Below are 19,734 nucleotides of genomic sequence, written 5' to 3'. Positions count from 1 at the left end.
CGCTCCGGATCACCAACCGTGCGGAAAAACATCGAAACTGATCACGACATCATCACCGGGAGCCCCGCCGCCGCGGCCCCCGCACCTGCATCGCTTGCCTCGGATGCCATCATTCCCGCTGCCGCGCCCGTCGGGCGTTCGTGGCGCTCACGCCTGCTCGGCCAGCTGACGGGGTTCGGCCTCGTCGGTGGTCTCGCTTTCATCGTCGACCTGGCGGTCTACAACCTCGTGCGGGCGACCGTCCTAGACGATTCGCCCATCTGGTCGAAGGTGGTGAGCGTCTCGGTCGCCACCGCGGTGGCGTGGCTAGGCAATCGCTATCTCACGTTCCGGCGAGAGCGCTCGCCGCATCCACTTCGTGAGGCCACGCTGTTCGCCGTCGTGAACGTGGTGGGTCTCCTGATCGCCGCGGGGTGCCTGTTCGTATCGCACTACGTCTTCGGTTTCACCTCGCAGCTGGCCGACAACATCTCCGGCAACGGCATTGGGCTCGTGCTCGGCACGGCCTTCCGATTCGCCGCGTACCGGTGGTTCGTCTTCGCTCCCCGCACGCGCACGCTGCGTCTTGCCCGCACGGCCCACTTGCCCTCAACCGCACCGACCGGAGGCATCTCGTGATTGCCACGTCCACAGGATTCGCCCCGCTGCGCCTTCGCGCGCAGGCCACCCCGGAACCGCTGTTGACCCCGGTCGCACCCGCGCCCGGACAGCAGGCGCCCGAGGTGACCGAATCTCCGATGCCGGTGCAGCAGACGGCTCCATCCGGGGGCGTGATACCGGACTGGTCCGTGGGCGAATGGTTCGGATACAGCGGCATCATCGCCCTCGCGCTCGTCCTCACCGCGATCGCCGTGACGACGCTCTGGTGGATGCTGCATGCCTGGCGATCCGCCGACGACCTGCGTGCGACGCAGTTCAGCGCCTCGCCTCGCTCGTCACGGCATCGGTTCACGCTCCTCGTTCCCGGTCGCCACGAGGAGGAGGTGATGGGGCAGACCCTCGATCGCCTCGCGCAGCAGGACCACCCCGACTTCGAGATCATCGCAATCGTCGGTCATGACGACCCCGGAACGGAGCTCGTGGTGCGGGAGGCTGCCGCCCGGCATCCCGACCTCATCACGGTGGTCGTCGACGACAGCGTGCCGAAGAACAAGCCGAAGGCGCTCAACCGCGCGCTGCAGTTCGCCACGGGCGACATCATCGGCGTGTTCGACGCCGAGGACGAGGTGCACCCCGGACTGTTGACCGTGGTCGACTCCAAATTTCAGGAGACCGGCGCGGACGTCGTGCAGGGCGGCGTGCAGCTGATGAATTTCGAGACGACCTGGTGGTCGCTGCGCAACGTGCTGGAATACTACTTCTGGTTCCGGTCGAGGCTGCACTTCCACGCGCGCTCGAAGTTCATCCCCCTCGGCGGCAACACCGTCTTCGTCACGCGGGATCGTCTCGAGTGGTCGCGCGGGTGGGACGATCAGTGTCTCGCCGAGGACTGCGAACTGGGCGTGCGGCTCTCCAGCGACGGCGCGAAGGTGGTCGTCGCCTACAACCCCGAGTACGTCACGCGGGAGGAGACGCCACCGACCCTCACCTCGCTCTACAAGCAGCGCACGCGCTGGAACCAAGGCTTCCTCCAGGTGCTCGGAAAGGGCGAGTGGAAGAAGCTCCCCACCCTGCGCCAGCGGATGTACGCCCGGTACCTGCTGAACATGCCCTTCATCCAGGCTGCCACCGGCCTGTTGATCCCGATCTCGATCGTGTTCATCCTCCTCGTCAAGGTCCCCACCGTCGTCGCCCTCGTCACCTTCCTCCCGCTCATTCCGACCGTCGTGACGCTCGTCGTCGAGGCGGCTGGGCTCGCCGAGTTCGGGCGGGTGTACGGCCGGAAGGTGCGCGTGCGCGACTATGCGCGGCTCGTGCTCGGCCTCGTGCCCTACCAGGTGTTCCTGGCAGCGGCCGCTGTTCGGTCCGTCGTCCGGCAGCTGCGTGGTGACGGGAGCTGGGAGAAGACCGAGCACACCGGTGCCCACCGAGGCTCGCCTGCAGCCGATGGCGCGGCGAGGGACCGTGGCTCGGATGAACTGATCGCCGTCGCCGCATCGGAGGAGAGCAAGTGACCTCGACACTCGACCGCACGAGCCTCGACGCCGCGTCGGCGACGCCGACGCGGCCCGGTACAGCCGAACGGAGTCCGCGCGCCGGCATCCGTGCGACATCCGTCTGGCGCGAACGCCTCATCGACCTCGCCTGGCTCACGCCCGCACTCGTCGTCGGCATCATCGTCAACGTCGTGAACCTCGGTGGCTCGCCCCAGCGGATCGACGACGAGGGGACCTACACGGCGCAGGCGTGGGCCATCGGCAACCTCGGTGAGCTGACGCATTACACCTATTGGTACGACCACCCCCCGCTCGGGTGGATCCAGATCGCCGGTTACGTCGGGCTCACCGGCGGGTGGGACCGGTACGACGTTGCCGTCATCGCGGCTCGAGAGGCGATGATCGTCGCGACAGCGATCGCGGCGATCCTGCTCTGGCTCATCGTGCGGCGCATCGGGTTCGCCCGGCCGACCGCGTCGGTTGCAGCCGCCGTCTTCCTGTTGTCGCCGCTCGCGGTGCAGTTCCACCGGCAGGTGTACCTCGACAACATCGCGACGGCCTGGCTGCTGGCGGCGATCCTCCTCGCCATGAGCCGTCACAAGCAGCTGCTCGGATACATCGGCGCGGCCGCAGCCTTCGGTGTCGCTGTCCTGACGAAGGAGACATACCTCCTCGCCCTCCCGCTGCTCGTGTGGTTCATGTGGCGCGGTGCGGACAAGACGACCAGGCGCTACACGCTGTCAGTGTCCGCCGCAGTGCTGGCGCTGTTCGGCCTCACCTACGTGGCGTTCGCCCTGGTCAAGGGCGAGGTCATGCCCGGCGCCGGACGCGTCAGCCTCTTCGAGGGACTCACTTTCCAGCTGGCGTCCCGCGAGGGGAGCGGCTCGCTCTTCGATCCCGACAGCCTCATGTCGCGCACCGTCGGCATGTGGTGGCAGCTGGACTCGATCCTCATCGTGGCGGCCCTCGTCGCCGCGATCGCTGCGCTGTTCGTAGCGCGACTACGGGCATGGGCGATCATCCTGCTCGCGCTCACCGCGTTCATGTTCCGCGGCGGGTACCTGCCGGTGCCTTATGTCATCATCATGCTGCCGCTCGCCGCGATCGTGGTCGCCGGCGTCGGACAGGTGGCCGTTGAGCTGCTGCGAGGCCGCGGCTCCCGGCATCCGATCGTTGTGCGGGCCGCTGGTGGGTTCCTGGCGGCGGGCACCGTCGCAGCCCTGGTCGCGGCAGGTCCCCTCTGGGCCACGCAGTTGCGGGGATTCCTCCTGGCAGATCTCGACCAGCCGCTGCGCGACGCCGAGGAGTGGATGGCGGACAACGCCGCCTCGGATGCCCGAATGCTCGTCGACGACGCGATGTGGGTCGACCTCGTCGAGAGGGGATTCACCCGCGAGAACGTCGTCTGGTACTACAAAGCGGACACGGACTCCGACGTGCAGGCGCTCGCGCCCGAAGGCTGGCGCGACTACGACTACGTGGTCACCACCGACTCGATGCGGACCTTCCCGACGGAGTTCCCGACCGTCCGCCAGGCGATCGACAACAGCGTCGTCGTCGCCACGTTCGGCGAGGGCGCCCAGATGGTCGAGGTCCGCTACGTCGACAGCGAGCAGTCCGGCATCGAGCAAGCGGGCGATGACGGCCTCTACGCAGCGCGGTCCCTCGCAGGACAGCAGCTGTCGAGCAACCCCGACGTCGGAGTTCCGGCGGAGGCGCGCGACCTGATGACCTCTGGCGTGGTCGACGGCCGGATCCTCCTGACCCTCGCCCAGTTGTCCTCGCTCGGGCAGATCGACGTCGCAGAGATCACGCAGCTCGAGGGCGACCCCTCGGGTGTGCACCGGCAGCTGGTCATCAGCTCCTTCGCCGGCGAGGACGCGCGCGGTGACGCCGCTGGGTCGGATGCGGCGCTGCGCTTCTATCGCTCGCTCAGCGGGGCGCTTGCGCCGCTGTCGGCAGAGCGCAGCGATGCCGGCGTCGTCATCACCTTCTCGCCTGTCGAACCTCTCGACCTCCTGCCGCGACCGGCGGCGTGATTCCGGCGCCGGCGGAACATCCGCCGACGCATCCCGAAGGAAGGAAGACCATGATCCGTACCACCTCCCCCTCCCCGGCACCTCACATCTCTCGGCGGGGCGCCAGAGGGCTTGCCCTCGCAGTCGCAGCCGTTGTCCCGCTCGCCCTCGGTGTCGCGGTCGCACCCGCCGCATCCGCGTCCACCGCCGAGCCCGGTGGCTGGGCTCGGGTGGCACACCTCTCGCCCGACACGAAGTCCGTCGATGTTCAGATGACCGCGCTCGCCGGCGGTGACGTCGTGTACGAGCTCGACGACGTCGCATACGGCGCAGTGAGCGACTACATTCCGCTCGCCGAAGGCACGTACGTCGTCTCGATGGTGCCGTCGGATGCCGCCGACGACGCCGAGCCCGTGGTCCAGCAGTCCGTCGACGTGGCAGCCGGGGCCCCCCTCACCGTCGCCGCGTACGGCAGGAACGCCGAGCTCGACACCGTGGTCTTCGAGGACGACCTCTCGGCACCCGCGACGGGCGAAGCCCGGGTGCGCGTCATCCAGGCTTCGACCGTCGAACCGATCGTGAGTGTCGACACGGCGGCAGGCCGACCCATTGCGAGTGACGTGCCGACAGGGTCCGCGACCGATTACGCGGCGGTGACCGCAGGCGAGTGGGACCTCGACCTCGCGGGCGCCGATGGCGTCTCGTCCGCCGGCGTCGATCTCCCCGCGGGTTCGGTCTCGACGATCTTCGTGCTCGACACCGCGTCCGGTGCGCTGACGGCGAAGGCCGTCACCGATTCGGCAACCCTCGCCGACATGCCGGTCGGCGGCATCGAGACCGGTGGAGGAGGCACGGCCGGTGACGAGGAGGCACCGGTCGGCCTCCTCGCTGCCGGCGCGCTGCTCGTCGGCGCGGCCGCCGTGACGATGTTCGCGCGTCGGCGTCGCACAGCCGGGACAGCCGGATGACACGGGCCACCCGTGCGCTCGTGGTGACGTCGGCCGCGGCTGTCCTCGCGCTCGCGGTCACGGCGTGTTCGGGTCCTGAGGCGGACGCGCCGGCATCCCCCACGGAGAATGCCGCGACGACGGCCGACGCCTTCCTCGAGACGTACGTCGACGGTGGACGCGTCGCGCGTACCGATCAGGGTGGCGACACCGTCAGCGAAGGGCAGGCCTACGGTCTGCTGCTGGCGGTGGTCGCCGGCGACGAGCCGGTCTTCGACGAGATCTGGGACTGGACCACCACCAACCTCCAACGGGAGGACGGTCTGCTCGCCTGGCGGTGGGACGACGGGGCCGTGGTCGATGACCAGCCCGCATCGGATGCCGACCTCGACGCCGCACGTGCACTCGTCCTCGCGGGCGACGCATTCGACCGCGACGATCTCCGCGCCGACGGTGTGGACCTCGGCGCGACGCTCCTCGATGAGATGACGGCATCCACCGCACTCGGCAGGATCTTGCTGCCCGGGCCGTGGGCCACGGCGTCGCCGCATGCCTATAACCCCTCGTACGCGTCGCCGGCAGCCTTCGCGGTGCTGTCGGAGGCATCCGGCGACGCTCGGTGGGACGAGCTCGCCGCGGGCAGTCGAGCAGCGACCGAAGCGCTGCTCGATGCGAACGCCCTACCGACGAACTGGGCCACCGTCGCGACCGACGGTGCGGTCGCGATCGCGGGCGCCGCGAACGGCGAGGGGGAGCCGAAGTACGGGTATGACGCCGCTCGCGCGTCGATCCGCTACGCCGAGTCGTGCGACCCGGAGGACGTGGCCATCGCTGCACGCATCGCGTCGGCGCTGCCCCAGGATGAGGTTCTGCCCGCCGAGCTGGACTCGGGCGCCGGGGCGGTGACCAGCGACCAGCATCCTGTGGCGTATGCCGCGCGAGCCGCCGCGTACGGGGCGGACGGGCGCGGCGGCGATGCGCAAGCCGATCTGCGTCGGATGACCGCGACCGCAGCGGAGACGCCCACCTATTACGGCGACGCGTGGACGGCGCTCGCGGAGGCGATGCTCACGGACGACGCCCTCGCCGGCTGCCCGCCGCTCGCCGCATCCGAAGCGGATGCGTCGACCTCGAGTGCCGGAGCCCTGCAGGATCCGGTGGCCGAGGAGGCGGTGTCGGCCGCCGTCCCGGAGCACGTCTCGATTCCCGCCATCGGTGTGGAGTCGGACCTCATCGGCCTCGGCCGCGGGGCGGACGGATGGATCGAGGCGCCCGCCGACTACAACGATGTCGGCTGGTACGAGGACGGTGTGGTGCCGGGAGACATCGGTCCAGCCGTGATCGCCGCGCACGTCGACTCACCGTGGGCAGCCGCCGTCTTCCATGACCTTGGAAAGCTGCAGCCGGGCGACACCGTGTCGGTCTCGCGCAGCGACGGTACGACGGCGGAGTTCGTCGTCACCGGCATCCAGAACGTCAAGAAGCACGACTTCCCCACCGCATCCATCTACGCACCGGTTCCGACTCCCGAGCTCCGGCTCGTGACCTGCGGGGGACCGATCAGCTCCGAGACGGGCCTGTACGAGGACAACGTCGTGGTCACCGCGGTCGCGGCCTGAGCCGCCGACAGCCGGCGATCCGTCAGACAACGAAAGGCATCGACATGAACAGCGCGCTCACCATCATCCCCACCTACAACGAGTCCGAGAACATCGAAAGCATCGTCGAGCGCGTCCTCGCCGTGGGCCGATCCGACGTTCTGATCGTCGACGACGCCTCGCCGGACGGCACGGGCGACATCGCCGATCGCCTTGCTACCGCGAGCGGCCGTGTGCACGTCCTGCATCGCGTGGCGAAAGACGGCCTCGGGCGTGCGTATCTCGCAGGCTTCGCGTGGGGTCGTCGGCGGGGTTACGACGTGCTGATCGAGATGGATGCTGATGGCTCGCACCAGCCGGAGTCGTTGCCGATCATGCTTGACCAGCTGGCGACGGCTGACATCGTGCTCGGCTCCCGGTGGGTGCCGGGCGGCCGCGTCGTGAACTGGCCGCTGCATCGCAAGGTGCTCAGCATCGGCGGCAACGTCTATGCCCGGCTTGCGCTGGGGATCGACGTGCGCGACGCTACGGGCGGGTATCGCGCCTACCGCGCGAGCGCACTCGATCGCATCGGATTGGACGGTGTCGCATCGCAGGGCTACTGCTTCCAGCTCGACCTGCTGTGGCGCGGGCTGGAACGCGAGCTGCGCGTCGTCGAGGTCCCCATCACCTTCGTGGAGCGGGAGCTCGGCGTGAGCAAGATGAGCGGCAACATCGTTCGCGAGTCGCTCGTCATGGTGACGATGTGGGGGATACGCCGTCGTGTGAGCGCACTCCGTGAATTGGTGCTGCATCACCGTCGTCTACCGTCCGTGCGTGCGAACACCCGGCGGCTCGCCCCGTCGTGACCGGTCCCGATCGGGTGCGAACGTGGGAATCTGTCGATAGAGGCCCGAGCCGATGGCTGTCAGTCACGCCGTACCCTCGGATCGCGATGCGACGTCAACGGTGATCGTGGTCATCGCCGTTCGGTGGCAGCGTGGCCAAAGATGAGGGCGGGGACGACCGGTGGCGCCACGGCGCACCTTGCGCTCGCCGCACCCGTCAGCGAGCCTGAGTCCATGTGGGATCGCGAGACAGCGGCGGCAGCCGCCAACGAGTGGATCGGCCGATACGTCCGCGCGTGGCAGACCAACGACCCTGACGACATCCGGTCGCTGTTCACGCCGGACGCGGAGTATCGCGATGGCCCGTCGACGACCCCCTGGATCGGTCACGATGGGATCCTCGCGGGTTGGCTCGGGCAGAAGGACGACCCCGGCACATGGTCGTTCGAGTATGAGCTCACCGCGGTCGACGGGGACATCGCGATCATTCGCGGTCGAACCAGCTACCCGAGTTCGACGACGAAGAGTCGGCAGTACGACAACCTCATGGTCATTCGTTTGGCGGATGACGGTCGGGCGAGCTCGTTCACCGATTGGTTCGTGACACCGGACACCACGGGGACAGAGGGTTAAGGACGTGCCGGGGCCGAACGCCGTTCAGCGGCGGCGAGGCTGGGGATCGCCTTCTTCGCGCAAGCGAGGCTCGACGCGTCGCGCGGGGCGCAGTCCCGACTTGTTGGAGTAGAACGCACGGATGGCATCCATGTCCGCGCCGACGTCGCCGGAGAGTGTGAGAGTCGGCCCCAGTCCGGTGGTCATGGTGGTGCGATCCACGTACCCGAGCGTGACGGGAAGGCCGGCCTCTCGGGCGATGCGGTAGAAGCCCGACTTCCAGTGTCCGACGCCGCCGCGCGTGCCTTCGGGCGTCACCACGAGGCCGAAGACCTCGCCGTCACGGATGCGGCGGACAAGGGCGTCGACCACCCCGGCGGGGTTCGCTCTGTCGACTGGGATGCCGCCGATCGAGCGCATCAGCGGACCGCGCCAGCCGCGGAAGAGGCTTTCTTTGCCCAGCCAGCGGAACCGCATCCTCAGTCGCCAGGCGATCGCCAGCATGAGCACGAAGTCCCAGTTGGAGGTGTGCGGCGCCCCCAGGACGACGGTGGGGCGAGTCGGCGCGGGCTCGGTTGTGAGCGTCCATCTGCTGAACGTCCAATAGACCCGGGCGAGGAGGCGGAGCATTCCGCAACCGTAACGCTCCCGCGTGCTCCCCGGACCCGAGGGGGCGCCGGGTCAGCTCTCAGGATCACGAGGTATCCTGATACCGATAGGCGGACTTCTCATTCGTCTCGCCCCGGTTGTGTGGTAACAGTCGGGGCTTTTTTCTTGCGCAGGCGGGCCCCTGCGCCCTCAACCGATCCCGCTTCGCAGGTAACGTGGCCCCCATGAGCCGACGTCGAGTGTGGACTGCCGCTGTGATGATCGCCGGGTCGATGTTGCTCGCGGGGTGTGTCTCCACGACCGATCTGGACGATGACCCGACCACGACTCCGCCGGCCGTGACGCCTTCTCCCGTCCCGTCCGTTTCCAGCCCTCCGGCGACGGTCGATGGCGATTATGCCGTGCCCGCCGTCGCTGGCGACGAGCTCTCGCGGATCACATTCGTTGCCGAGGGGGCCAACGGCATCTCCGAAGGAGAGGCGACCGTCTCGGGTGTGGTGGAGGCCGGTGAGCGGTACGTGATCGACTTCGATTGCAGTCCGTCGACTGCGCGAGTGACGCTCGAATGGGCCCCGGCCCCCGCCCCAGGCGAAGAACCGGCCAATCCCGTGGGGCCGACGTCCGTCACCCAGGATTGTGGCGCGCCCGGCCGGATCGAGGGGATCGCCTACGACGCGGACACCCCCGTGCAACTGAAGATTTTCGCGGACGAATTGAATGCGGGCTGGGCTGTCCTCCGCCCCGGCGGATGACAGCAGAGGTGGGCCCCGTGGGGCTCGAACTCGGCCGATAGGTCATCAGCCGGGTGATGCTCGATCAGGATCGCTGATTTTCCGGGCTTCAGAGCGTCGGCTCAATCCGCCTGAGAGCCGAGAATCAGGACGAGTGTTGCCATACTGTTGCCACGCCGCACCCTCGGAGGAGCCGGCTCGCGGAGCTGAGAGACCGCCAGATAGGGATCCCTAAACGGGCAGCGACCGGTGAGAGAGCCTTCCCGGGCATCGGCGCCCGCCCCAGGGCGGGAGACGTCCGGCGACATCGACCGGGCAAGGTTCCCCGGGATTATCGCCACGACGCGTTGCGGCAGGCGCGCTGCACGGCGATCTGGGTGCAGATCGTGTTCTGAACATCCGAGCGGAACCGAGACGGGACGAACCGAATCGAGATCTCGCCACGCGCTCGCGCGCGTCTTCCGCAAGCGGGCGCCGAGGTCTGCAACGATATGACCCGGGGCTCAACGGGGGTTGCGCCCAATACCTCTCGCTGCGATCCGAGGACAGCCTCCAATGCACATAGCGCGTATCAAGGTCGAGAACTTCCGGGGTGTATCGAAAGCGGATGTCGCGCTGGCCGGTAGCACGGTGTTGCTGGGTGACAACAACTCCGGAAAGTCGACCCTTCTTGAAGCCGTGGAACTCGCTATTGGCGCGGACCGTCTGTTTCGCCGGCCTGTCATCGACGAGCACGACTTCTACGGCGGCGCGTACCTCGAGAAGCAGATCACGGTTGAGGTCGTAATAGTAGATCTGGACGAGGAGCTCCAGTCCAGGTTTCGTAACAACCTTGAGTACCTAGATCCTCAAAGCGGGACGATTTACGAGTCGCTCCCCACAGTCGAAGACGAGGCATCTCCATGTGTCCGTATTCGCTTCGTCGGACGGTACGACGCCGAGGAGGATGACTTTGAGGGGCGCACCTGGTTCTGCAGCCCAGTGAATGACGGAGGCGAACCGACGCAGGAGGCGAGGTCCGTCGACAAGCGCGAGTTCGGATTCTTGCTTCTGCGCACGCTTCGCACGGGCACCCGCGCGATGTCGATGGAGCGCGGCTCGCTCCTCGACGTCGTGCTCAGGGCGTTCGAGGTCGAAGTCCAAATGTGGGAGAACCTGCTTGCGAAGCTCCGTACGGTGCCGGTTGCTGGCGACGAGAACCCGGAGTTCGGAAACGTCCTGACGAGCATCGACGAGGCGATGAAGCGCATCGTTGCTGCCGAGTGGGCGGATGCCCCTCACCTACGTGTCTCGGAACTCACGCGCGAGGACCTGCGGCGAGTCCTTCGAGCATTCATGGCGACCGGAACCCCTGGATACGCAGCGCCCTTCAATCATCAAGGCTCAGGAACGATCAACTCGCTAGTGATAGCGATGCTGACTCTAGTTGCTGAGAAGCGGAACGGGCGAGTCATATTCGCGATGGAAGAGCCGGAGATATCCGTCCCTCCGACTTCACAAAAGCGCGTAGTCGATCTCGTGGTCGGACTGGGCGGTCAGTCGATCTTCACGACGCACTCACCATACGTACTCGAGGAGTTCGAACTAGAGCAGATGGCCGTTGTCTCGCGCGTTCACGCGACCGGCGAAATGAGGAGTTCCCGCGTCGAACTGCCGGACAGCCTCAAGCCCAAGGTCTTTCGCGCTGATATCCGGACGCGATTCTGCGAGGCGCTGCTCGCACGTCGCGTTCTCGTTGCGGAAGGCGCAACCGAAACCGCGTCGTACTCGACTCTCGCCAAGGTGGCTGCTCGGTCCAATTCGACACGATTTGCTCGTCTTGATACCCGAGGGTGGGCGATCTTCAACGCCCAGGGGGAAACCAATGTTGCGGATGCGGCTGGCTTCTTCCGCTCCTTGGGCAAGCAAGTTGCATCGGTGTTCGACAAGCAGCCGGCCGGCCGGTTCGCAGCCATCAGCGCGAACTCCGACCTTACCTTCGAGCAGCCTTATGCAGGTTTCGAGGATCTCATAGTTGCCGAGGTCCCGCCGGCCTCGCAGCGCTCCTACATCGAAGGTCTGATCGCCGCTGGAGTGTGGCCCCAGCACATCAGCGAGCCGGAGGACGCCGACGCTGCTTATGCGGCGGCTCTCGGCAATCTACTGAAAGGGAAGAAGGGCGATGGCTACGCGTCCGACCTTCTGGCTGGCTTGGGTGAGTCGGACTTTCCGGCAACGATGTCGACCGTCCTCGAGGGCTTGAAGAGCGCCAGCGAGGTGGCGATGGACGTCGGCCCGGAAGAGCAGGCCAGTGAAACGGGAGCGCACGCGGGTGGCGTCGACCGAGGCTGATGAAGAGTACGAGCGGGCAGTTTCGCCGCTCATGAGTGCGAGAGGGCACTCCGTTGTGACCGGCAGCGCTGGCTGCGGCAAAACGACTGTTGCGATACGGAAAGCCGCACTCGAGATCACTGCGGGGCTCAGCACACGACACTGCAAAGTCCTGTTTCTCAGTTTCGCCAACGCAACCATCGACCGCGTTTCCGATCACGCGACGACCCATCTCGGCGCGGACCAGCGAGCGCGCCTCGAGGTCGGGACCTATCACAGTTTCGCTTGGACGATCCTGCGCAGCCATGGATATCTCCTCGGTGCGCCGCGCGGGGTACGCATCATGACCCAAGCAGAACAGAACTCATTTCGCTCCCACCTGCTCGCGCCGAACGCGGACCTCAAAGCCGAGTTCCGCCGACAGTTCGAGACCTTCGGCCACGTTGGTTTCGACGACTTTGCGGGCTACGCGAACGAAGTTCTTGCGGGAAGCTCTTCACTGCTGAGGGCATACACCTCGGCCTACCCATTGATCATCCTCGACGAGTTCCAGGACACGACAGACGACCAATGGTCCCTCGTGCAGACCCTCGGACAGCACTCTCAACTGATTGCCCTCGGGGACCCGGACCAACGCATCTACGACTTCGTCGACGGCGCGAGCGATGCACGCTTCGAGGATTTCACCACGGCCTACGATCCAGTTCGCATTGACTTGTCGAGGTGGAACTGGCGAAGTCCGGGAAGCTCAATCACGAGATTCGGACGTGACGTTCTTCGCGGCGAGCTCGGCGGGTCGTACGAGGAGGTGGACGTAGTCCTTAGCGGGTACCCGCCGATGCTTACCTTGAAGACAACCGTACTCAAGGTGCTCAAGAGGCTCGCTGCTGCCGGTGGCGGCACCATGGCCATACTTACGCCAACTAACGCTTTGTCGGCTCGCGTGTACGACTACATCGGGGCGGCGCAGGAGAATCCCCCTCTGCCGCCACTGCGAATCGACATTCACGCGGGTAAGGAGGAGGGTTATGCAGCGCTGATATTTGTCGCGTCGATGCTCGAGATTCGGGAGGACGACGTCCACTCCGATGCGGTCGCTTGCGAAGCCTTTGCGCACTATCTCCGCACGAAGTCGCCCAAGCTGCTCAAGACTGCGCTCGACCTTGCCGCTCGGCTGGAAGGGTACGCCGCCAAACTGCGGGCTGGGAACACCGTTAGCGTCAAGATCGTCAAGGCGCTGCGCGAAGTCGTCCAAGCTTCCATAACCACGGCGCGAACTGGCCATGTGTACGGCGACTACCTGACTGTGCTCACCGCACTCGCCTCTTCCGGGGCAACCGAGCTTCCGCCGCTGGCCGGAGCAGCGCGCATGCTCAACCTGGTAACGCGCGGTTCGGATATCGAAACCTCGCTGAGTGAGACTTGGCGGACCCGTCAGTCGTATGAGGGGGCGAGCGCAATCATGCGGGAAGCAGTCCTTCAGTTCCAACTGACGGCTAGCAAGCGCGGCAGCCGCGATCTGATTGTGATGACCATTCACCGTTCGAAGGGGCGTGAGTTCGACGAGGTCATCGTCTACGAAGAACAGCACACGCCCCTACTTCGGACTAACGCGAGCCAGAAGGATATCGAGTCTGCTCGCTACGCGCTCAACGTCGCCGTGACGCGTGCGAAGAAGCGAGCGACGATCATCACACCAGCGCGAGCGATCTCGAAACTGCTTGATCCCTAGTGCGTGGACGCCAGCCGGCAGACAGGCGCAGAGAAGCGTCCGGATCGCAAACGTCGCAGCTTGGATCTGGGTGCCCTCGGCGTCATGCCGTTGTGGCTGGGCTCACTATCGAGCCCGATTCTGATTGAGAGTTCGAGCATCTCTGCGCACCAAGGCAGGAACCGGCCGGGAATCGGCGTGGGCGCGGGCCGTCGCTTCGAAAGTCTCCGAATGCGGAGCGCCCTCAGGGCTCCCAACGATCCGCTGAGCGCAGGGCGGCAACTGCGCTTCGTGCCGTCACGCGTGCGTCCGTTGCGTCCGTTACCCGTTCACGAGGCGAAGCACCGGACGTGAATCCTCGTTTCCAAGGAGATCACGCACCAGCGCGGGTGGAAGCCGCAGGGCTTCGGCGAGGGCAGGGACGGTAACGCCGTGGTCACCGGCAAGTTCCGCTGCGCGCTTTAGGAGCGAGGGGACCTCTCCCGGATACGAGTTGGTGGGGTCGGCTGCTAGATCATTCGAAATGGCAAGACGCTGAAACGCGCGCCTGGCTGACGATTCGGTGACGCGACGCAACTCCACCATCCTGCGGACGAGCGAATGCGGGGACACGCCCCAGGTTCTACCGATGCGGTCGAGCGCAGCCAGGTCGAGCCGTTGCGGGAGGGCTGCTTCCATTGCGACTGCAGGCGTGAGAAACGCCGCAGCGAACTGATCGGCCTCTCGCTCGATGGCCGCACTCTGCTCAGGGGATTCCGCATGCAGGAGTAGATGTCCGAGTTCGTGAGCGATTGAGAATCGGTGCCGGAACACATTGGCGCTGCGTCGGGGGGTCGTGATCACTATTGGACGCTCGACGATAGTTACTGCGAATGCGTCCACCGACTCAACTTCACTAACCGGCCTTGTGGCGACGACGACACCGTGCGACTCGGCCGTGGCCACCAGGTGTTTGACTGGACCATCGGGGATCTGCCAGTGGGTGCGGAGGATTGATGCCGCAGCCGACGGTGACGTACCGCGTTCGATGGTGGGCAGATCGGTCTCGGGGAGCCGGACGTACCGCTCAAGCGCGAATGTCAGTTCCCACAGCAGGGTGGAAATGGCTAGCGCCTTCTGCCGATCGCTCACTCGCGCTGATCGCACGCTTCGGAAGTGAGCATTGACGGAATCTATGCGAGCGAGGGGCCGGCCCGCGCTGAAGAATGCGGTCCGTACGTCAAGCGTCCGCGCCAGCTTCTCCAGCACCTCCGGGCGCGGTGCGCTCACCCCTGCCTCGTACTGGCCGACGGCCGCAGGAGAGACATGTACTGCACTCGCAAGCTCCGACTTGCTCATGCCGACGCGCACACGAGCCTGCGTTAGCCTCGCCGGTTCAAACTGTCCGTGGATTCCACGCGCTGCAGGTAGTTCGAACAGAGCCGGTGTCTCCTCACGCATCGGCGGGTCGATCCTGCGTCTGGAGAGCCAGTGACGGTGCGATCGGGCTACCGCTGTCGAACGACTCGACGTCTGCGGCGACGCCAGTGTCGACAAGTTCGGGCTTCCAAATGACCTCCGCGCCCTGCAGGCGAACCTTGTCGTGGCTGGAGTCGTATTCGGCGACCGCCCACTCGATCGAGGACAATTGGCGCGGGGTTGAGTTCACCATCACGAGCACGACCGGCATGATCGCGCGGGCAGCCCTTATGAGCTTCTCGAAGTGCGCCTGCTCGACCTCGTCTCGAGCGCCCTCGCCACCTTCAAGGAAGCTGTCACCGAACATCTCCAGGGGTAGCTGAGCGAAGAACCCGTTCCTTCTGCTTCTGCTCGAGGCGAACTCGTCGATCGCATTCGGACGAGCTGGCACGCGCCATACGATCAACAGGCATCCGTTCACGATAGGCAGCCGGTACCCCGCCGGTGTCAGTCGGTGGCTCGCGTAACCGCGCGCTTTGAAGGCCTCGTGGGTATCGTCGTAGAGATCCCGCCATTGGCTCCCGAACCCGAGCAAATGCTTGGAGCCAGACTGCTCGTGGGCCTCTGCAGAGCGCTCATGACGAGCGCGCACGATTTCGATGGTCAGAGCGCGGGCGACCTCACAGTGATCACCAAGAGCGTCGGCGGGACCAATGGGGGCCATAGGTTCTTCCTTCATCAACAACGGCGCGGACGCTCCACGCGCGCAACAACTTTAGTATGACACAGCTTTCGCGCACTGGCACTTCAAGTGGACGGAGGTGTGGGTCGCCTCCGTAGCCGCGCATGCATCAACACCCGTTGCCGTGGCACTCAATGAAGCTTCCTCCGCGGACATCGGCCGTGAATCTCGCCTGCGCTTCCGCCCGATATTGTCGACCCGGACAGAGGGGGATCAGATGGTGGCAGACAGTTTCGAGGTGCTGACCAGCAAGCTCATGGCGGTGTCGGTGTCGACGGACCTAGCGTCCGCGATCTCGGAATGGGAGGTCGTCGCACTGGAGGAAGACCCGTCGCGGGACAACTTCTGCGTCTGTGGACAGCCCGAGCTTGCGAAGCTATTCACGATTAGGAATAGCCGCAACGGCGAGGTCATGTACCCGATCGGCAGTGAGTGCGTGAAGAAGTTCGGCAGCAAGGACCTGGATGCCCAGGTCAACCTCTACGCGGATCTCCTGAAGTTGCGCATCGCCGTGCAGAAGGTCGCGACGATCGAGATGACATCGGAGTTCTTCTCGCGCGCAGTGCTTGAGTACCTCTACGAAGAGGGTGCGTTCACACCAGACCAATACAACGGGCAGGACGGCGAGATGGACCTAATCTTCCTGCTGAAGATGTTCAACATGCGTTATAAGGATCGGATCACGGGGCCCCAGAGGCGCAAGATCCGGATGCTTATGAGTAACAAGATGGAGCCGTTCATCCTGAATGATCGGCGCCTGAAGTCGCCCGAACCGGAGGCGGCGACTGAACCTGGACTGGCCGCTGGAGCTGCGGACGGGATCTAACCACGGATCTATGAATGACTAGAGGGTGCCAGGCGGTAGAGCCAGCCGCGGACTGACCTGAGCTCGCAAGCAGGTCGGCTCACGCGGCGCGATGTCGATGCTCAGCTGGTCGCCACGTACGCGGTGCGGGCACCCGACATTCACCCGGCATGACCCTGATGCCGTCTTTGGCCGGCGCCGTCCCCGACTCCAAACACTCGTGTCAGGTTCTCGTGGGTTGAGGGTCCGTTCGGCGGTGAACGAAACGGCTGGCATGGCGTCAGCGGATTGGCGGCGTCACTCGCGGGGCGTGAGCGACAAAATGGGCAGCGACTCGAAGGCGGCCTTGAGAAGGGCGTTCGTTCCGCCAATCAGGTTGATATCTTCCACCGGTAGAACTCCTGGCCGATCATCCGGCGCATGCACCGCGGCGAAATACCGGCTCATCTCCACTGCGTCGGTAGTCACGAGCGCCTCTAGGAAATCCACGCCGACGAACGCGGAGGGCACGGTCGTTACCGGCAGGGACTCGCGTACCTCCGGTCCGTTCGCCATCACGAAGTTGCCAAGGGTTGCGACAAGCGCCACGACCGGTCGGTCGGTGGGGATGTCAGCGAGTTCGGCATGCCCCACGGCGAGCGCCTGGACCGTGTTGTTGACTTGCTCGAGAGGCTTCGCGAGACGTGCGTGAACCTGCTCGACAGTGCCGAAGCCTTCCTGGAGATTGCGAGCAGGGGTCATCGCTTTGCATTCGATGAGCAGCACAACGTCGGGGAGGATGACGAACCAGTCGATCGTCTTCTTTCGATTTCGCCGCGAGCCGTATGTGAGTTCGTGAACGACAGTCGCACCGGAAATTTGCCGGAGCTGTCTTCCGACGTACTGCTCGAACAGCTGGCCAGAGTCGCGCCGGAAGGCCTCGCCCCATTGGCTGGTGCCTTCGTGAACGATTCCGAGCGCTGAAGCTCGCACTTCGATTGCGGGAAAGCATGGCGCGACAAAATGGTCGGCAACGCCCTCGATGAGGGGCGCGCTGAACAGTGGGTTGTAGGCAAAGGGCTCGCGGAGGAATTGCTGGGCAGCCGTGCCGCCGAAGCGCTCGACGTGAGTTCGTCGCTGTGCCCGGTAGTCGCCGAGCGTCGTGGTGAACCCTTGCCGGACGACGCGGTCGAAGTCGTCCGAGCCTCCTAGTGCGTCGAGGATCGGTGCAAGCTCGCGAGTCCACTCGAACGGATAGTGGCCCTGACGCAGCGCGGCGTGGAGAGCGAAACCTATCGACACCCACTGCTCCACGGAGCAGCCGAGCAACTCCTTTTGCCAGCCTGGTGTCATGACCTCGGGAACGTAGCCCTCCTGAAACTCTGTGTCACGAAAGATGGCAACAGCGCGCGCCCATTGCATCCTCGCGTCGGGTGCTTGGAAGGGCATTTGCGAGTAGATGAGGCGCAGGACCATTGCGATCCCTGCCCCTGGCTCGCCGATGCCTGGATGTTCAAGATTGAGAAACATCCAGCACATCCGTCGAAGTTCGTCTTGTGTTGGCGCGCCGCCTCCCGCCGTGCCCCACTGCAGGAGCGTTGCCGCGACTCCGGCGATGTCCCACGGAAGGAAGGGCTTTACTCGCCCGCGTTCATCCGTGGGATGGCCGTCCCACGCCCTCGACGCCACGCTGAGCATATGGAGTGTGGCATCGCGGTCGTAACGGCGGCAGAAAGCCCGCAGATCTTGGTATCGAGTCGAGCCCTCGATGACGGGGGTGGTCACGAGTCATTCCGGGTTCGCAGCTCGGAGGAAATCAGCGCGGCGTCGTCCGGATGGAAGTAGAGCTCATGTTCCGCGTTGTGGGCTGTGCGTGCGTTAAGTCGCTGTGCCCAAATGTCACTTCCTTCGACCTCGCGGTCGAACGCTCCATTGAGGAGCGCTTCTGTTTCACCCTCCGACTGTGACGGGTAAACAGCACCGAAAACTAGCGCGGTCGTTCTATTCAGCGGCAACGAAATGCTCGGGGCGTTCTGAAAGCCCCAAGCGCCGCGCTCGTCGTGAGCGTCGTTCAGACTCACGGGCGCATCAGAGGTGATGAGGGACGGAGTATCGAAGCGAACTAGCGTCCAGTAGCGGCTGAGGAAGAGGTTCATTACGGTATCGGAGTCGTTCGCAATCCGCTGCGCGTGGTACAGCGCGTCGATGACCACGAGAGGCTTTCCGTCGCCGACCCCTGAGTCCCACGCGCCGCGAGCGCGCTCCTCGGTTAAACGCAAGCCGTGGTTCGCGAACCACTTCGCTGCGCCGTGCTCATCAACGAATCGCGTCTCACTTTCGACCATGTCGTCCTGCAAGGACTGCATGAGCAGCCGTTGTTCGGGGCCCCGGAGCGCTTGAAGCGCGACGTAAGCGCCGAGCGCGACTCGGTCGTCTAGTGGCAACGGCCAAACGTCGCCGTTCCTACCGTCCACGATCTTGTCGATGACCCGCTTGCCTGGGTCTTCCACTGACCCGAACGCCTTCTCGACGGCGTTCGGGTCAGTGTTGTAGGAATCGATTGCGTAGAAGCCTCGCTTCATTGCGGTGACGCGGACGCCTCCCCGTGCGCGGCGGCCAGTGGCAATCGTCGCAACGGACACTTCACCCGCATCCGCCCAGCGGCGCAGGTAGCTCCGTGGAACGAAGTGATGCTTGTCGCCGTCTGGATGGCTCATGAGACCAAGTGTGGCGCTTCGGTTCCGCGGGTTGAAATCGCGATCCAGCCGTGAAAGTCGGTCGGTACGCGAGCGGCTAGTTGCGTGCCAGACACAGCAAGGTGCCGCCGAGGACTCGTGCTCAAAGGCCCGTTCTCGGAAGTGCGCACAGACCGTCCCATGTCCGAGCGCGGAAGAGCTGCTTACCTCCGGGCATTCTCGCGAGCCGAGAAGCGATGTAGAAGGCAATGCACGCAGGCACTTTTCAGTGAGAAGCCGCACCCCATTGCGAGCGCTGCTCAGAAGTGTCAACCTCGTTACATGGTCCGAGGGCGCAGAAATGCGAGGAAGACGGCCGCTGAGGAGCACCGGGTCCGAGAACTCGCGCAAAAGGAAGCAGAGCAAGCTGCGGTGGACGAGCGCGCCCGACGAACGGCTCGCGTCATGAAGAAGGCCGGCACTGAGCGGGGTGCACTCGAGAGGCTGAGCCAGGTCTCGCGCGAGATCGAACGGCTCCACCGAGAGGAGCAGAAGCTCCTTCAGGAACGGGACGCGCTGGTCGACGGACTCCGCACAGCGGGGCAGAGCTGGAACATGCTCAGCGCCAGGACGCGACTCAGCCGACAGGCGCTGATGAAGCGGTCAGCGCTGTAGC

17 protein-coding genes and 1 pseudogene are annotated in these 19,734 nt (G+C 65.3%); 12 read left to right on the top strand and 6 right to left on the bottom strand.

The annotated features are described in order from the left end of the window. Nucleotides 1-18: 18 nt before the first annotated feature. From ACIGEP_RS13455 to ACIGEP_RS13425, 7 genes are all read left to right on the top strand, one after another. A complete protein-coding gene (locus ACIGEP_RS13455; protein WP_396662140.1) occupies nt 19-618 on the top strand; it encodes a GtrA family protein in 600 nt (199 codons plus the stop codon). Further along, nucleotides 615-2,114 carry a glycosyltransferase gene (locus tag ACIGEP_RS13450; protein WP_396662139.1) on the top strand — a complete coding sequence of 500 codons (1,500 nt, stop codon included), beginning with the start codon at nt 615-617 and terminating at the stop codon, nt 2,112-2,114. Before ACIGEP_RS13455 ends, ACIGEP_RS13450 begins: the two co-directional genes overlap by 4 nt. Continuing rightward, a complete protein-coding gene (locus tag ACIGEP_RS13445) occupies nt 2,111-4,135 on the top strand; it encodes an ArnT family glycosyltransferase (RefSeq protein ID WP_396662138.1) in 2,025 nt (674 codons plus the stop codon). Before ACIGEP_RS13450 ends, ACIGEP_RS13445 begins: the two co-directional genes overlap by 4 nt. A gap of 50 nt (nt 4,136-4,185) precedes the next feature. Further along, nucleotides 4,186-5,082 (top strand): DUF4397 domain-containing protein, encoded by an 897-nt coding sequence (locus ACIGEP_RS13440; RefSeq protein WP_396662137.1) that lies wholly within the window; start codon nt 4,186-4,188, stop codon nt 5,080-5,082. Further along, complete coding sequence (locus ACIGEP_RS13435; protein ID WP_396662136.1) at nt 5,079-6,680, top strand: class F sortase; 1,602 nt, start codon at nt 5,079-5,081, stop codon at nt 6,678-6,680. The genes ACIGEP_RS13440 and ACIGEP_RS13435 overlap by 4 nt, the downstream gene beginning before the upstream one ends. Before the next feature lie 44 nt (nt 6,681-6,724). Further along, nucleotides 6,725-7,507 carry a polyprenol monophosphomannose synthase gene (locus ACIGEP_RS13430; protein WP_396662135.1) on the top strand — a complete coding sequence of 261 codons (783 nt, stop codon included), beginning with the start codon at nt 6,725-6,727 and terminating at the stop codon, nt 7,505-7,507. A 213-nt stretch (nt 7,508-7,720) separates the two neighbouring features. After that, nucleotides 7,721-8,119 (top strand): nuclear transport factor 2 family protein, encoded by a 399-nt coding sequence (locus ACIGEP_RS13425; protein ID WP_396662134.1) that lies wholly within the window; start codon nt 7,721-7,723, stop codon nt 8,117-8,119. A gap of 24 nt (nt 8,120-8,143) precedes the next feature. Here the strand turns inward: ACIGEP_RS13425 and ACIGEP_RS13420 are convergent, their stop codons facing one another. Beyond that, nucleotides 8,144-8,728, bottom strand: a complete 585-nt coding sequence (locus ACIGEP_RS13420; RefSeq protein ID WP_396662133.1) for a 1-acyl-sn-glycerol-3-phosphate acyltransferase — start codon at nt 8,726-8,728, stop codon at nt 8,144-8,146. 236 nt (nt 8,729-8,964) lie between these two features. Here ACIGEP_RS13420 and ACIGEP_RS13415 point away from each other — a divergent pair, with 236 nt between their 5' ends. The 3 genes from ACIGEP_RS13415 (at nt 8,965) to ACIGEP_RS13405 (ending at nt 13,480) form a co-directional block, all read left to right on the top strand. Next, a complete protein-coding gene (locus ACIGEP_RS13415) occupies nt 8,965-9,459 on the top strand; it encodes a hypothetical protein (RefSeq protein ID WP_396662607.1) in 495 nt (164 codons plus the stop codon). A 534-nt stretch (nt 9,460-9,993) separates the two neighbouring features. Then, nucleotides 9,994-11,769 carry an ATP-dependent nuclease gene (locus tag ACIGEP_RS13410; protein WP_396662132.1) on the top strand — a complete coding sequence of 592 codons (1,776 nt, stop codon included), beginning with the start codon at nt 9,994-9,996 and terminating at the stop codon, nt 11,767-11,769. Next, the gene (locus tag ACIGEP_RS13405; RefSeq protein WP_396662131.1) at nt 11,750-13,480 is read left to right on the top strand and encodes a UvrD-helicase domain-containing protein; all 1,731 of its coding nucleotides are present in this window, start codon (nt 11,750-11,752) and stop codon (nt 13,478-13,480) included. Before ACIGEP_RS13410 ends, ACIGEP_RS13405 begins: the two co-directional genes overlap by 20 nt. A 300-nt stretch (nt 13,481-13,780) precedes the next feature. Here ACIGEP_RS13405 and ACIGEP_RS13400 read toward each other — a convergent pair whose 3' ends face one another. The 3 genes and pseudogenes from ACIGEP_RS13400 to ACIGEP_RS13390 form a co-directional block, all read right to left on the bottom strand. Next, complete coding sequence (locus ACIGEP_RS13400; RefSeq protein ID WP_396662606.1) at nt 13,781-14,590, bottom strand: ImmA/IrrE family metallo-endopeptidase; 810 nt, start codon at nt 14,588-14,590, stop codon at nt 13,781-13,783. An 84-nt stretch (nt 14,591-14,674) separates the two neighbouring features. Then, nucleotides 14,675-14,899, bottom strand: a pseudogene (locus ACIGEP_RS13395) (helix-turn-helix domain-containing protein); the annotation flags it as partial. Continuing rightward, nucleotides 14,892-15,581: a hypothetical protein gene (locus ACIGEP_RS13390; RefSeq protein ID WP_396662130.1), complete on the bottom strand. Its 690-nt coding sequence runs from the start codon at nt 15,579-15,581 to the stop codon at nt 14,892-14,894. The gene ACIGEP_RS13390 and the pseudogene ACIGEP_RS13395, both read right to left, overlap by 8 nt. Before the next feature lie 238 nt (nt 15,582-15,819). Between ACIGEP_RS13390 and ACIGEP_RS13385 the strand changes: the two genes are divergently transcribed. After that, a complete protein-coding gene (locus ACIGEP_RS13385; protein WP_396662129.1) occupies nt 15,820-16,425 on the top strand; it encodes a hypothetical protein in 606 nt (201 codons plus the stop codon). Between the two features lie 276 nt (nt 16,426-16,701). On the opposite strand, the gene ACIGEP_RS13380 is transcribed toward ACIGEP_RS13385, so the two are convergent. After that, nucleotides 16,702-18,168 (bottom strand): nuclease-related domain-containing protein, encoded by a 1,467-nt coding sequence (locus ACIGEP_RS13380; protein WP_396662128.1) that lies wholly within the window; start codon nt 18,166-18,168, stop codon nt 16,702-16,704. Beyond that, a complete protein-coding gene (locus ACIGEP_RS13375) occupies nt 18,165-19,100 on the bottom strand; it encodes a DUF4238 domain-containing protein (RefSeq protein WP_396662127.1) in 936 nt (311 codons plus the stop codon). The genes ACIGEP_RS13380 and ACIGEP_RS13375 overlap by 4 nt, the downstream gene beginning before the upstream one ends. Nucleotides 19,101-19,490: 390 nt before the next feature. Here ACIGEP_RS13375 and ACIGEP_RS13370 point away from each other — a divergent pair, with 390 nt between their 5' ends. Beyond that, nucleotides 19,491-19,733, top strand: coding sequence for a hypothetical protein (locus tag ACIGEP_RS13370; RefSeq protein WP_396662126.1), 243 nt, complete (start codon nt 19,491-19,493; stop codon nt 19,731-19,733). Nucleotide 19,734 lies beyond the last annotated feature (1 nt).

Source organism: Microbacterium sp. NPDC077663 (assembly GCF_044542795.1).
Classification (GTDB): Bacteria; Actinomycetota; Actinomycetes; order Actinomycetales; family Microbacteriaceae; genus Microbacterium.
Note: the sequence above shows the minus strand (reverse complement) of the source record. Positions and strands in the feature narration are given on the sequence as shown.